Source organism: Proteiniphilum sp. LBM24028 (assembly GCF_056629195.1).
Genome location: NZ_CM152817.1, coordinates 396,296 through 411,386 on the forward strand (window position 1 = coordinate 396,296; position 15,091 = coordinate 411,386).

The 15,091-nt window shown below is 45.9% G+C and carries 12 protein-coding genes and 1 tRNA gene; 8 read left to right on the forward strand and 5 right to left on the reverse strand.

Annotated features, from left to right (window positions below; all coding sequences use genetic code 11):
• The first annotated feature begins 16 nt into the window (after positions 1–16).
• From AC1HCU_RS01495 to AC1HCU_RS01530, 8 genes are all read left to right on the forward strand, one after another.
• On the forward strand, positions 17–1,294 hold the full coding sequence (locus AC1HCU_RS01495; protein WP_480368194.1) for a glycoside hydrolase family 88 protein: 1,278 nt from the start codon (positions 17–19) through the stop codon (positions 1,292–1,294).
• 253 nt (positions 1,295–1,547) lie between these two features.
• Complete coding sequence (locus tag AC1HCU_RS01500) at positions 1,548–4,652, forward strand: GH92 family glycosyl hydrolase (protein ID WP_480370991.1); 3,105 nt, start codon at positions 1,548–1,550, stop codon at positions 4,650–4,652.
• 185 nt (positions 4,653–4,837) lie between these two features.
• Positions 4,838–4,913, forward strand: a tRNA-Pro gene (locus AC1HCU_RS01505).
• A gap of 241 nt (positions 4,914–5,154) precedes the next feature.
• Positions 5,155–6,201, forward strand: coding sequence for a UDP-3-O-(3-hydroxymyristoyl)glucosamine N-acyltransferase (gene lpxD, locus AC1HCU_RS01510; RefSeq protein ID WP_480368195.1), 1,047 nt, complete (start codon positions 5,155–5,157; stop codon positions 6,199–6,201).
• Positions 6,202–6,388: 187 nt separating this feature from the next.
• Complete coding sequence (locus AC1HCU_RS01515; protein ID WP_480370994.1) at positions 6,389–7,774, forward strand: bifunctional UDP-3-O-[3-hydroxymyristoyl] N-acetylglucosamine deacetylase/3-hydroxyacyl-ACP dehydratase; 1,386 nt, start codon at positions 6,389–6,391, stop codon at positions 7,772–7,774.
• Between the two features lie 19 nt (positions 7,775–7,793).
• Positions 7,794–8,582, forward strand: a complete 789-nt coding sequence (gene lpxA, locus AC1HCU_RS01520; RefSeq protein WP_480368198.1) for an acyl-ACP--UDP-N-acetylglucosamine O-acyltransferase — start codon at positions 7,794–7,796, stop codon at positions 8,580–8,582.
• 4 nt (positions 8,583–8,586) lie between these two features.
• Positions 8,587–9,606, forward strand: a complete 1,020-nt coding sequence (locus tag AC1HCU_RS01525; protein ID WP_480368201.1) for an agmatine deiminase family protein — start codon at positions 8,587–8,589, stop codon at positions 9,604–9,606.
• 139 nt (positions 9,607–9,745) lie between these two features.
• Positions 9,746–10,621: a carbon-nitrogen hydrolase gene (locus AC1HCU_RS01530; RefSeq protein WP_480368204.1), complete on the forward strand. Its 876-nt coding sequence runs from the start codon at positions 9,746–9,748 to the stop codon at positions 10,619–10,621.
• A gap of 57 nt (positions 10,622–10,678) precedes the next feature.
• Here the strand turns inward: AC1HCU_RS01530 and AC1HCU_RS01535 are convergent, their stop codons facing one another.
• The 5 genes from AC1HCU_RS01535 to AC1HCU_RS01555 all read right to left on the reverse strand — a co-directional run bounded on the left by AC1HCU_RS01535 (position 10,679) and on the right by AC1HCU_RS01555 (position 15,080).
• Positions 10,679–12,085 carry a DUF6600 domain-containing protein gene (locus AC1HCU_RS01535; protein ID WP_480368207.1) on the reverse strand — a complete coding sequence of 469 codons (1,407 nt, stop codon included), beginning with the start codon at positions 12,083–12,085 and terminating at the stop codon, positions 10,679–10,681.
• 189 nt (positions 12,086–12,274) lie between these two features.
• Positions 12,275–12,859, reverse strand: a complete 585-nt coding sequence (gene rsxA, locus AC1HCU_RS01540) for an electron transport complex subunit RsxA (protein WP_480368208.1) — start codon at positions 12,857–12,859, stop codon at positions 12,275–12,277.
• 2 nt (positions 12,860–12,861) lie between these two features.
• Positions 12,862–13,449: an RnfABCDGE type electron transport complex subunit E gene (locus AC1HCU_RS01545; RefSeq protein WP_480368211.1), complete on the reverse strand. Its 588-nt coding sequence runs from the start codon at positions 13,447–13,449 to the stop codon at positions 12,862–12,864.
• Positions 13,442–14,119, reverse strand: coding sequence for an RnfABCDGE type electron transport complex subunit G (locus AC1HCU_RS01550; protein ID WP_480368214.1), 678 nt, complete (start codon positions 14,117–14,119; stop codon positions 13,442–13,444). Before AC1HCU_RS01550 ends, AC1HCU_RS01545 begins: the two co-directional genes overlap by 8 nt.
• Complete coding sequence (locus AC1HCU_RS01555) at positions 14,112–15,080, reverse strand: RnfABCDGE type electron transport complex subunit D (protein ID WP_480368217.1); 969 nt, start codon at positions 15,078–15,080, stop codon at positions 14,112–14,114. The genes AC1HCU_RS01550 and AC1HCU_RS01555 overlap by 8 nt, the downstream gene beginning before the upstream one ends.
• Between the last annotated feature and the right edge of the window lie 11 nt (positions 15,081–15,091).

The window sequence follows — 15,091 nt, forward strand, 5'->3', positions numbered from 1 at the left end:
AAAACAAAATAATCGTATGAAAATAAATCGCTCTGTTTATCTGTGCTTGCTTCTATGGGTATGGCTGATGATACCAACAACCGGTAACTGCCGGAATGGCTCGGATACACACCCTTCAGTAAGCATTCTTCCTGAAATAATTGACTCCGTACTGGATCGTTCCGTAAGACAGTACCGGTTACTAAGTCAAAACCTGAAGCCGGATGAATGGCCCAGAACATGGGACAAAAACAGGCTTCACACCGTCGATGCGTATGGATGGATCAGCGGGTTCTATCCCGGAACATTGGCATATCTTTTCGAATATGCCAGTGACAGCCTGTTGTGGGGTGAGTTGCAGGACCGGTTAAAAAAGATGGAGAAGCTTCAGACCTTTACGGGACATCATGACCTGGGATTCATGATGTATTGCAGTTTTGGCAATGCTTACCGGCTTACCGGCAATCCTCACTACGAAAGAGTCCTGATTCAATCGGCAAAATCACTGGCTTCACGGTTCGATCAGCGGGTTGGATCGATCAAGTCATGGGACCAGGCGAAATCGCTCGACGGCACTCATATGCTAACGTTTCCCGTGATTATTGACAACCTGATGAATCTGGAACTATTGTTTTTTGCTTCAAAAGTGACTGGAGATCCCTGTTACAAGAATATTGCCGTGAAGCATGCAGAAACAACACGGAAGAACCACGTTCGCTCCGATTTCAGCAGTTACCATGTGGTGGACTATGATTCCATAACCGGAGAAGTGAAGAGCAGAGAGACCCAGCAAGGCTTTGCCGATAACTCCACCTGGTCTCGTGGTCAGGCATGGGGAATTTATGGTTTTACAATGGTCTACCGGGAAACAAAGAATCCTTCTTTTCTGGAAGTGGCCCGGGAAATGGCCGACTTTTTCCTCGATCATCCCAATCTTCCTGAGGATAAGATCCCTTACTGGGATTTTAATGCAGGCCAGCCTGGCTACACTCCCTCATGGAATTATGATCCCGGTAAATATCCGGAAGTGCCCCGTGATGTTTCCGCTGCAGCTATTACTGCATCGGCATTGCTGGAACTGTCCGGTTTACTGGATGTGGAAACAGGGAAAAAATATTTAAAAGCGGCGGAAGACATGCTGTCTTCCATGATATCTTCTTCCTATCTGGCAGACGAGGGTACAAATGGAGGATTTATCCTTCAGCATGCTTCGGGAGGTGTCCCCGGCAATCATGAGGTGGATGTTCCACTCTCCTATGCCGATTATTATTTCATCGAGGCATTGATGAGATTGAAAAATAGAATAGAAGAATGAGTTGTTATAAACTGAAAAATTGCTTATTCACCAAGGCGGTTTAATCCCCGCCTTTACATTTTCGATGATAATAAATCCAATTTTATTAAAAAAATTGAATCGGTTGAGTGGGCAAAATTATCATAGTAGTAAACGTCATAGAAGAACCTATTCAAAGCGGATTGAAAGAAATTAATTTTTCGCCTTTTGAGAATAAATTTATCAAAATAAAATTGTGATGATTAAAATAAATTATATTCTTATTATTATAGGTATGATCGCTATCTTGCCGGGATGTGGAAAGAGGCAGGAAATCAAAACAATATGGCAAATAGGGATTAATGACAACAGTGCAGCTGAATTTGCATTGTCACCCGGAGATTATAAAGAGTTCCTCAATCACGATTTTGGATGGGAAGATCGTTTCTTTTTGATCGGAAAATCAGATCCTCAAAAAGATTTTCCATACATTCTTCCCGGACCGGACGATGCGTGGGGGGGAACCAGTCATACGGCCGGTATCAGAACCCATGTCCTGAACATTCTTTTCAGGATGAAATCGGTCTCTGATCATGGTAATTGGAAATTGATCATTGATATACTGGATACGCACAAAAATCGTCCTCCCTATTTTAAAGTAACCGTTAACGGTAAATCGTGGAAATATATTTTGCCGAAGGGGGGAGGAGATGAATCTCTGACAGGAAATTACGATAAAATAAAAAGACATGCAATTGAGATTCTGCTGGATCCTGCCCTGATAAAAAAAGGTGGAAATGAGATAAATCTCACAAATCTTGAAGGTTCCTGGCTTATATTTGATGATATAAGACTCGAAGGCCCGGCAAATGCCAATATGGATAAAACAACCGGACCGGCTTATCTGAGGGGAGTTGAAGTGGCAGACTATCAGTTGCCGGAAATATCAAGTCAACCGCTTTTGGTTGATCTGGAGCATTTGTACGGATCATCCAATGTTGAGGTAAAAGTTGACGGGAAAACAATACTTGAACAGGTACTTGAGCAGGGAAGATATATACTGGAAGCACCCATGCCTGCCGTAACCTCGCAACAGAAAAGCAGATATACCATATTGATAGATGGGAGGGTGGTTGAAAAAGGCAGTGTAATACGTACTCCCAAAAAGGATATGACTGCGGCGGACTATATAGACACCCGAATGGGGACTGCTCATTCGCGCTGGATGATAGCGCCAGGTTCATGGATGCCTTTCAGTATGGTAAAACTTAGTCCCGACAACCAGAATCCTGGATGGCAGGCCGGATATGAACCTAGTTTTGAAAGTATTGGCACATTCAGCCATATTCATGAATGGACGATGGCAGGGTTAGGTATCATGCCTGTAAATGGGCCCTTGAAAACAAAAATAGGAGATCAGTCCATATTTAAAAAAGATACATTGTCGTATCGTTCCCTGATTGATAAACAATCCGAAGAAGCAAAAGTCGGATATTACAAGGCCGATCTGACTGATTACAATATCAAAGCTGAACTTACTTCCACTACTCGATGTGGTTTTCAGCGTTATAGCTATCCTCCGGGTACCGATTCACGGGTGATGATAGACCTGAAGGTCCCTTCTGAATACAGATTCGATATACTTGAAGCAAAAATTAATCGGGTGAGTAGCAGGAGGATTGAAGGTTATAGTAAGCAACAATCCAAAAAAGTATGGTCCTCTGATGTCAATCAGGATTATGTTATATATTTTGTGATAGAATTCGATCGCGATATCATGAATTTCGGAGGATGGGTCAATAATGAAATACTGAACGAAGAAGAAATATACGCTGAGAGCCCGGAGATAATGGGTTGTTTTGCCGAATTTGATACGCGCCGGAACCAGGTTGTGCAGGTACGCTCCGGAATCTCGTATGTGGATATGGACGGTGCCTCAAATAACCTTAATGCGGAAATAACAAGACCGTTTAACTGGAACTTTGATGCAATCCGTGATAGTCATCGTCAGGCTTGGAACGACATTCTTTCGCGTATATACATACAAAGCAATGATAAGAGAGAAAAGCAACGGTTTTATACCAATATGTACCGCTCATGCTGTCGTAACATGTTTAGTGATGTGGATGGCCGCTGGGTGGATGCTGCCGAGAAGACCAGGCAGTTTGATGATCCCGATGCGGTGGCTTTAGGATGCGATGCTTTCTGGAATACATTCTGGAACCTGAATCAATTTTGGAACCTTGTAACCCCGGAATGGTCGTCGCGTTGGGTGAAATCGCAACTGGGCATGTACGATGCCAATGGGTGGTTGGCCAAAGGGCCGGCCGGAATGGAGTATATCCCCGTAATGGTGGCGGAACATGAGATACCGTTGCTTGTAAGTGCCTGGCAGATGGGTATCCGGAACTATGATGTAGAGAAAGTCTTTGAAGCAGTCAGAAAAATGCAGACCACGCTTCCCCAACATGTTGGAAATGGTTTTGCAGGAAACGGAGACCTGGCTGCATACCTGAAATATAAATATGTCCCTGCCGACAAGGGCCGTTTTTCCAATACGCTTGAATATTCATACGATGATTGGACTGTATCGCAGTTGGCCAAGGCTCTTGGCAAAGAGAAGGATTATGAACTCTTTTTAGACAGGGGCTATTGGTGGCAAAATGCAATTGACAAGGAGACGGGCTTTGCACGTATGCGTTACAGCAGTGGCGACTGGGAGAAAGATTTTGATCCGTTCAAATCAGGAGCAAATCATCACTATGTAGAAGGAAATGCATGGCAGTTGACATTTTTTGTGCCGCAAGATATACCCGCACTGTCCCGGATGATAGGTGAAAAAGTGTTTGTAGATCGCCTGACGTGGGGATTTGAAGCCAGTGAGCCTTTGCGTTATAATGCTCCGGGAGACCAGTACTGGGACTATCCGGTAGTACAGGGAAATCAGCAGTCTATGCACTTTGCATTCCTGTTTAACTGGGTAAACCAGCCATGGGAAACTCAGAAATGGAGCCGCTCTATTATTGACCGATACTACGGACATGAGGTGGCAAATGCCTATCTGGGCGACGAGGATCAGGGACAGATGTCGGCCTGGTTTGTAATGGCAGCACTGGGTCTGTTCCAGACAGACGGTGGATGCAGTGTGGAACCGGTTTACGAAATAGGAAGCCCTTTGTTTGAAAAGACTGTCATCAATCTGGGTGAAAAATTTGGTAGAGGAAATCGGTTTGAAATAATCGCCAACGGAGCTTCCAGAATTAATAAATATATCCAGTCGGCTGTATTAAACGGGAAACCTCTCTATGATTTTAAATTTCCTGCTGGTGAGTTGTTGAAGGGAGGAAAACTGGAGCTTGAAATGGGTGACACCCCGAATTACAAATGGGGAGTGAAATAAACCAGGAATGCTTTTTATTTGTCAGGTGAATATTTATTTTTTTATGGAATGTAAACCAGAGACAGGATTGAGCAGACAATTCCCCTCTTCACCTGATGAATGTGTATGTTATGATGCGTAAGAAAAAGTTTCCGCAATAAATTTGGAAGAAAGAAAAAATTAGGGTAATTTTGCGCTCACATTTTCGGGATGTAGCTCAGTCCGGTTTAGAGTACGCGTCTGGGGGGCGTGGGGTCGGAAGTTCGAATCTTCTCATCCCGACACGATGTAAGCGGGACAGTTATCATAGTTTACTTGATAACTGTCTTTTTTTATATACTGCGACACAGTGTTTTTATCCGATGAAAGTCAGCCTTGCTACGGCCTTGATTTTCAATCTGATTGCACGGGTTGCAGAACAGGAGAGCATGGAATTATCGGACTTTTCTTCTTTCACTGAAATATTATTCGTTAATTTGTGAAATTATTAGAGAGAATAACTGTTCCACTGAACTATAAACTGATGAAATTTTCCGCAAAACAAATAGCCGATTTCCTTAAGGGAGAACTGGTTGGTGACCCGGACGTGACTGTTTCCAATTTTTCAAAGATTGAAGATGGAAAACCTGGTACTATCACGTTTCTCGGTAACCCTAAATATACTGCATACATATATCAGACCAGGGCGGATATAGTCCTTGTAAATGATGATTTTGAGCCGGGGCAGCCTATAAAGGCAACATTGATCCGGGTACCAAATGCATATGCAGCACTGGCATCACTCATGGAGATGGCCGGTAGTAAGCATTCCCGCAGACGCGGTATTGAAACAATGAGTTTTATTTCACCGGAAGCATTGATGGGTGAGAATGTATATGTGGGCGCTTTTGCATATGTGGGTGCCGGATCACATATTGGAAATGACAGTAAGATTTATCCGCAGGTATATGTGGGTGAAGATGTGCATATCGGTAAAAACTGTACGATTTATCCCGGGGTAAAGATCTATTCCGATTGTGTGATCGGTGATAATTGTATCATCCATGCGGGTGCTGTTATCGGAGCAGACGGATTCGGATTCAGCAAGGAAGAGGAGCGTTACCACAAGATTCCCCAAATAGGCAATGTAATCATTGAAGATGACGTGGAGATAGGTGCCAACACTACTATCGACCGGGCAGTAATGGGTTCCACAATTATCAGAAGAGGTGTGAAACTCGATAACCTTATACAAATTGCGCACAACTGCGAGATCGGGGAAAACACGGTCATGGCTGCCCAGGCAGGCATTGCCGGTTCCACAAAGATTGGCAACAGTTGTGTGTTGGGCGGGCAGGTAGGTATTGGTGGCCATATTACCATAGGAGAAAATAGTCAGATAGGCGCTCAGTCTGGTATCATCAGCAATACCAAGAGAGGGTCCGAGATCATGGGGTCTCCGGCCTTTCCGGTAAAAAACTTTTTTAAGTCGAGTGTCATTATCCCTAAACTGCCCGATATGTACCGGCAACTCAATACACTGGAGAAAGAGATTGCCGAACTGAAAAAAGATCTTTTGCCGCGCGAGTAATTTATCCCATGCCTGTGCCAAACCAGAAACATTTCTAAAAAATGGCTCCATTTTCTGCTTTTGATTGTATCTTTGCACAAAAGTTGATGAACTGTGAAATGAATCATACGTTTTCGGCGTCAATGAGCCGGAACGTGACATGGTTTAGACAACCCGGTATCGATTATCTGATTATTAAATTCAACAAATAGTGAAACAGAGAACTTTACAAAATAGCTTCACATTAAGCGGAATCGGACTCCATACCGGTTTCCATATCGTGGTTACCTTCAAACCTGCTCCGGTTGATCACGGATACAAAATAATAAGAACCGACCTGGAAGGCCAACCGGTAATTGAGGCGTTGGCTGAGAATGTTGTGAATACACAACGAGGCACTGTTGTCGGAAAGGATAACGTGACGGTAAGTACCATTGAGCACGGGCTGTCGGCATTATATGCTTTGGGTATAGACAATTGCCTGATAGAAGTAAATTCTTCTGAATTTCCCATACTCGACGGAAGTGCCATTGAATATGTAAAAGAGATCCGTAAAGCAGGAATAAGGGAACAGGAAAAGGACAAGGATTATTATATTGTCCGTAGTAAAATGGAAGTGGCGGATCCGGAAACCGGCTCAAAGCTGACACTTCTCCCGGACGATTCTTTTGGTATCAACTCCTTCATTGAGTTCGATTCCAAATATATCCCAAATCAGTCTGCTTCACTGGATTCAGTGGCTGAATTTGAAACGGATATTGCGCCGGCACGTACTTTTGTTTTTGTACGTGAGATACAACAACTACGAAAGGCGGGACTTATTAAGGGAGGAAATCTTGATAATGCCATCGTAATATACGAAAGAAAATTATCACAGCCTGAGCTGGACGAAATTGCAGACGAATTGAACATACCCCGTCACAATGCCGATGAACTGGGATATCTGAATCACCGTAAACTGGAATTTCCCAATGAACCGGCGCGTCACAAGCTGCTTGACATCATCGGGGATATGGCACTTATCGGAAAACCGATCAAAGGGCGGCTTATCGCTACACGCCCCGGACATAAAATAAATAACCAACTGGCACGCCTTATTCGCAGGGATATAAAACTCAACGAAGTACAACCACCCATATATGATGTGCTTGCCGATCCGGTGATGGATAACAACCGTATCCGCGAACTGCTGCCACACCGATACCCTTTCCTTATGGTGGACAAGATCATTCAGATGACTGACACCTATATTGTAGGGGTGAAAAATATTACTACCAATGAACCCTATTTCATGGGTCACTTTCCGCAGGAGCCGGTGATGCCGGGCGTTTTACAGGTGGAGGCCATGGCACAGACCGGCGGCTTGCTTGTCCTGGCAGGGCTCGATGAGCCGGAGCGATATTCTACTTATTTCCTGAAAATCGACAACGTGAAGTTTCGCCATAAAGTGGTCCCGGGCGACACGCTTATTTTCAGGGTGGAGCTTACCAGCACAATGCGCAGAGGCATTGCCACCATGCGGGGACTGGCATTCATTGGTGACAGGGTGATCTCTGAAGCAGACTTCACGGCCCAGATTATCAAAAATAAATAATATAACTGATACAAAGAATATGAATAGTGTATCAACCATGGCTTTTGTACATCCTGAAGCCAAGTTGGGAGAAAATGTGATTGTGGAACCTTTTGCATATGTTGACAGGAACACCGAAATTGGTGACGGGTCGAGGATCATGATGCACGCGACGGTACTCGATGGGGCACGTATCGGGAAAAATTGTACCATCTTCCCGCATGCTACCATAGCCGGTATCCCGCAGGACCTTAAGTTTCAGGGAGAGGAGACAACAGCCATTATTGGCGACAATACATCCATTCGTGAATGTGCTACCGTAAACCGCGGTACAGCATCAAAAGGCTTTACCAGCGTGGGCAACAACTGCCTGATTATGGCATACAGCCATGTGGCACATGATTGCGTGTTGCATGACCATGTGATATTGGGAAATGCCACCCAGCTTGCCGGTGAAATAGAGATTGATGATTATGCAATTATCAGCGGTGGCACCCTGGCGCACCAGTTCTCTAAAATTGGCCCTCATGTGATGATTCAGGGAGGATCCAAAATATCGAAGGATATTCCTCCTTATGTGATGGTAGGTCGTGAGCCGATTACCTACGTGGGATTGAATATTGTGGGACTGCGCCGCCGTGGATTTTCTAGCGAGCGGATCAACGCTATACAGGAGATTTACAGGTATCTTTACCTCTCGGGATTTAATATATCCCAGGCAATGGAACGCATTGAACAGGAGCTACCTCCCTCGGAAGACCGCCTGCTAATCCTTGATTTTGTCCGCTCTTCGAACCGTGGAATTGTCAGAGGTAATATGGAAGGATAGCCATATGTGTGGCATTGTATTTCCGGCAGAGTGGTACCCCCAGAGTGGAGTGCTTGTTACGTGGCCGCATGCGGGTACCGACTGGTGTAATATGCTGGAGGAGGTAATAACGTGTTACGTAGCCTTTTCGAAGGAAATACTAAAGCGTGAAAAACTGCTGGTGATAGTTCCTCCTTCGCTCAACGTGAGACAATATTTCTGCGATGAGGAGCAAAAAAACCTGATCTGTGTGGAGGCGGAAAGTAACGACAGCTGGTCACGTGATCATGGTGCCATCTCTGTTTTTATTGATGGCAGACCCACCCTGATCGATTTTGGATTCAACGGCTGGGGATTGAAGTTTGCAGCCAATCTCGATAACCTTATCACCGGAAAATTATTTGATAAGGGAACCTTTAAACCGGAGACAGATTATCAAAACAGACTGGATTTCATCCTGGAGGGAGGTTCCATCGAATCAGACGGTAAGGGCACCATACTCACTACCGCGTGTCTGCTGGCACCCAACCGCAACCAGCCCCTGACACAGGAACAGATCGATGACTACTTAAAAAAAACATTCGGTGCAGAGCGTATTCTCTGGCTTCACCATGGTTATCTGGCGGGAGATGATACCGACAGTCATGTTGATACACTTGCCCGCTTCTGTGATGAGGAAACAATTGCTTACGTGAAATGTGACGATGAGAACGATGAACATTTCGGCGAACTGAAAGCCATGGAAGCCGAGCTGAAGTCGTTTGTTGCATATAACGGCAAACCGTACAAACTGGTTCCACTGCCGATGGCCGATGCGGTATTTGAAGAGGGACAACGTCTTCCTGCCACCTATGCCAACTTTTTGATCATCAACAAGGCCGTGCTACTTCCATACTACGGAACCCCGAAAGATGAAATCGCAACAAAACAGCTACAGGAAGTGTTTCCAGACAGGGAGATCGTGGGAGTCGACTGCCGGGTACTTGTCAGACAACACGGATCGTTGCACTGTGTGACGATGCAGTTCCCGGATGGAATCATCTGAATAACGGCCAGTAATCAGCTTTGGTAGTGGAAGATATCAAGGACAGCGGTTTGGAAAGTAGTAATCAGCTTTGGTAGTGATTTAAAACAAAGGACATCGTTTTGATGTTTAAAAAAGAGAATTATTAAACCATGATACGATGAAGATAGGAATTATTCAGCAAGCCAATTCATTCGACAGGGAAGAAAATATAAAGCGTTTGCAACAAAAGATCAGACAGTTGGCCGCCGGTGGTGCAGAACTAATTGTCCTGCAGGAACTACACAATGGTCTCTATTTTTGTCAGACGGAAGACGTAGCTGTATTTGACCAGGCCGAATCCATTCCCGGCCCTTCCACCAATTCATTTGGTAGTCTGGCAAAGGAGGAAAATGTGGTGATTGTACTCTCTCTCTTCGAAAAGCGTGCCCCCGGTATTTACCATAATACGGCTGTAGTCATTGAAAAGGATGGAACTATTGCAGGCACGTACCGTAAAATGCATATTCCGGATGACCCTGCCTATTACGAGAAATTTTACTTTACGCCGGGAGATCCGGGAATTTATCCGGTTGAAACCTCAGTGGGAAAACTGGGGGTACTGGTATGCTGGGATCAATGGTATCCCGAGGCAGCACGCCTCATGGCGCTGGCCGGTGCCGAAGTGCTGATTTACCCTACTGCCATCGGTTGGGAATCGACCGACAGTGAAGAGGAAAAAATGCGCCAGCAGGATGCATGGATTACCATCCAAAGGGCACATGCTGTGGCAAACGGAATACCGGTTATTTCTGTAAATCGTACAGGTTACGAACCCGATCCTTCAGGTCAGACAAATGGTATTCAGTTCTGGGGAAATAGCTTCGTCTGTGGACCGCAGGGAGAATTTTTATACCGGGCATCTGACGACACTGAAGTGGTGAAAATTGTGGAAATAGACCGTGCACGGACTGAAAATGTGCGTCGTTGGTGGCCTTTTTTCAGAGACAGACGGATAGATGTTTATGCAGATCTGACCAAACGTTGGATCGATTAAAACAAAATAAGACCGCCCATTTGAGCGGTCTTATTTGATACACACTTAATCAATAAATTATCTGCGGGAAGAAGATCTTTCAGATCGGGCACTTTCATTGCTTCTGTTGCTGGATACCGCGCTTCTACTACTTCCTGAACTGCTTTCTGACCTTACTGTCGTACTTCTGTTACTTGAGGTACTGCGTTGCGGACTTACCGATGCACTTCTGCTGCTGCCTCTTGAACCACTTTCTGGTCTTACCGTTGCACTCCTGTTGCTTGAAGTACTACGTTGCGGACTTACCGTCGCACTTCTGTTACTACTTGTGGGGCTGCTTCCCGATCGTACTGTGGCACTTCTGTCATTAGGAGCGCTACGTTGTGGACTTACCGTCGCATTTCTGTTACTGCCGGAGCGTGTTGAGGAAGCATTCCGGTCCACACTTCCGTTACGACTATTGCTCGAGCGATCCGTCGTAGCTGCGCTTCGTTCATTCTGAATACTCCGGTCTCTTGTTGATGTCTTCACTGTGGCGGAGCGCTCTGTGTTGCTTCTGGTGTTGCTGTTCAATATGTTTCTGTCTCCGGCATTCCTTACGTTGGTATTGCTCCTGTCCGTATTCGCACTCCGGCCGGCGGTCGACCTGTTATCAGCAGATCTCACATTCGTACCTCCGTCCCTTGATACGTCAGGACGATAGACACTTACTGTGCTGTTGCTGACTCTGGTCGATCTTCCGGAGCGGTTATTCGTGCTCTCAAGCTTGTGAATAGTGGCTGTTCTGCCGGTGGTACGTTCGTAGTCCCTGGCACTCGGTCCGCTGTAATAACGGTTGTCGTTGTATACGTATGTATTGTTGATGATCGTAGTCCGGTTGTATATGGCCGGGCTATAACGGTTGTAATATCGGTGCATATTACGGTGGTACATATACCTGTTAGGCAGAAACGTCCAGTAAAGTCCGGGAATGTCAATGTTGATATTGATATGGAGTCCGGGACCCATAGGCGCCCATCCGTAGTATCCGCCGCCGCTTCTCCAGCTTACCCAGGCAGGTGCCCATTCATAACCGGGGATCCATGCCCATCCATAGTAATCGTCATAATACCACCTGCCATAATGGAAGGGGGCCCAGCCCCACGAATAATCAGATACCCAGGTGTTGCCGTAATCTGTCATCACCCAATATCCGTTGGTTGCGTACGGATGAAAGTTTCTTCCAGCATTCGGAATCCATACCCTGCCATATCGGCCGTTATTGATCCACCTGCCGTGAGGTCTCAGTTCATTATAGAAAACATTGAAGGAGACGCCTCCGTTATTTCCATAATAATTATCATCGTAATTACCGTTGTAATATTCATTGTCATAATCGCCGTAATCGTCGTATCCCTGAGAATACAGACTTCCCTGTGAGGAAAAGCAAGACGTAAATATTAAAGCAACTATTGTGAGAATGAATGGATGTCTGTAAGCTTTCATATGCGTCCGTTGTTAAAGGGTGAAACTTCTTGTTTTATCATTAAGACCCTCTCTCTACAAAATGGTTTAACACATATGTCTGATATTTCTCAACCATCCAGACAACCGCCGGCCGCCGATCGCTTCTTCCCAAGCCGCTTTCCCTGATAATCTTCTACTATCAAAGCTGAAAGCTGATCACTTACCGCTTTATTTAAATACCTGATCGATCCCGGAGAAACCCATGAAAGCCATGGCGATGATGCCGGCAGTAATCAGTGCGATGGGTATCCCTTCCATAACTTTAGGGATTTTTGTGAGTGCCATTTGCTCGCGTATGCTGGAGAAAATAATCAGCGCCATGGCATAGCCAAGCGCAGTGGCAATGGCGTAGATAACCGATTCGAGCAGGTTGTAATCTTTTTGTATTACCAGAATGGCTACACCCAGGATTACGCAGTTGGTGGTGATGAGCGGCAGGAAGACACCCAGCGCCTGGTAAAGTGCAGGCGATATCTTTTTGAGTACGATCTCCACCATTTGCACCAGAGCTGCAATGACAAGGATGAAAGTGATGGTCTGCAGATATTCCAGTCCATACGGTTCCAGAACACCTTTTTGTAGCAGAAAAGTGACGAGAGTGGCGATAGTTAATACAAAAGTCACTGCCAATCCCATACCTATCGCTGTGTCCACTTTTTTGGATACACCCAGGAATGGGCAGATTCCCAGAAACTGGGAGAAAACGACGTTGTTGACAAATATGGCGACGATGATAATTCCGATAAGTTCCATGGTCATTTGTGTTGAAGCTTATTAAAGATTGCAATGAGGTATCCGAGAACGATGAATGCTCCCGGTGCAAGTACGAACAGCAAGGATCCATACCGCTCGGGGTAAATGTTTGTGGAGAATATTTTTCCCGTACCCATCAATTCGCGTACGGCACCCAGTACCGTGAGGGAGAGGGTGAATCCAAGCCCCATGCCGGCACCGTCAAATATGGAGGCAAACACTCCGTTTTTTGAGGCAAAGGCTTCCGCGCGGCCCAGCACGATACAGTTCACTACGATCAGCGGGATAAAGATGCCGAGGCTGTCGGCCAATGCAGGCACATAGGCATTCATCACCATCTCGATAATGGTTACAAAGGTAGCGATGACTACAATGTAGGCAGGAATACGTACCATGTCGGGAATCACGTTCTTTAGCATGGATATCACCATGTTGGAGCAGATCAGGACAAACATCGTGGCCAGTCCCATGCTCATGCCGTTGATGGCCGAACTGGTGGTAGCCAGCGTGGGACACATTCCCAGTAGCAGCACAAAGGTGGGATTCTCTTTGATGATGCCGTTGATAAGTACTTTCAGGTTGTTATTCATGACTGTTATCCTCCTTTTTTATTTCCCCTGCTTCGTCGTTTGATTTTCCGGCTGCATTTTTGGGTGATGCACCCGAGTAGGCATTCTCCCTGCTTTCCGAATAAGCCTGATAAGCTCTGTTCACAGCTTCCAGAAACGCGCGTGAGGTAATGGTCGATGCAGTGATGGCATCCACCTCGCCACCATCTTTCGAAACGGCCAGCGCTCCTTGTGAGAGGTCTCTACCAATGACCGACTGTGAAGGCTTCTCTTTGTTTTTGAACCAATCCGTCATTTTGGAACCCAATCCCGGAGTTTCGGCATGCTGCAGAACAGCGTAATTGATGAGACGGTCTTCCATATCAAAGCCTATCATGATCTGTATTTCTCCGCTAAATCCGTTGTTGGAAGAGCTATTCACTGCATATCCCACCACTTTGTCACCCTTCTTTGCCGGGTATACAAGCAGTGAATCACCCGTTCCTACAGGCATCCTGTAGGCCTCGGCCACCGGATCGTTGTCAAATGCAGGTACTACCTCACTGATCGCATTCTGCAGCTTCATTGCCTTGGCATCGGCAATGGGCTTTGCGGTCATCTTGTTCACTTGTGCCAGCAACACGGCTACCGTGAGGCAGATGATCGAGAGCGACAGGAACATATTTTTTAAAGTCGATTGTAATTTAGCCATGTTTTACTACCTCCCCGAATCGTTTTGGTGATGTGTAATTATTGATGAGCGGCGTGAGGGCATTCATCAGCAGAATGGCAAATGAAACCCCTTCGGGATAAGCGCCCCAGAGGCGGATGGCCACGGTGACAAAGCCTATCCCGACACCATATATCAGCATTCCTTTCCTGGTCATGGGTGACGTCACGTAGTCGGTCGCCATGAAAATAGCCCCCAGCATCAACCCTCCCGAAAAAAGATGAATAAGCGGGTGGTAGAGCGTTATAGGATCGAAGATATAGAGAATCCCGGTAAATAGGGCTACTGTAGCCATGATAGAAATCGGTATATGCCAGGTAATGGTCTTTTTCCAAAGCAGGTAAAGCAACCCCAGGAGCAGTGCCAATGCACTCATCTCGCCCAGTGATCCTGCTTCCGTTCCCAGGAACATAGCCTGAAGTGAGGGCAGTGATTCCGGGGCAAGCTTCAGATTCCCCAGTACGGTGGCCGAACTGACGGCATCGGTTGTCCCGGCCGCATCGGCAATTACAGGCCATGTGGTCATCTGGGCGGGAAAAGAAATCAGCATAAAAATACGGCCTGCGATGGCCGGATTAAATATGTTATTTCCCAGTCCGCCAAAAGAGAGTTTTACCACGCCAATGGCAAACAGACTACCTAGTGCCAGTATCCACAATGGTAGATCGGAAGGCACGTTGAATGCCAGCAGTACTCCGGTGATAATGGCAGAACCGTCGGTCACTGTGGGCGTTTTCTTCAAGATGTATCTGACGATCAGATACTCAAATCCTACGCAGAATAATACCGCGCAGGCCGTGATAATCAGCGCATCGAGCCGGAAAACATACAATGACACCAGAAAAGCCGGAATGAGTGCTATGAGCACATTGTACATGTTTTTTTCAATGGTGTCCCCACTGTGCACATGCGGTGAGGGGGAGACAATCAGTTTTTGTTCCATATCTTGAAATG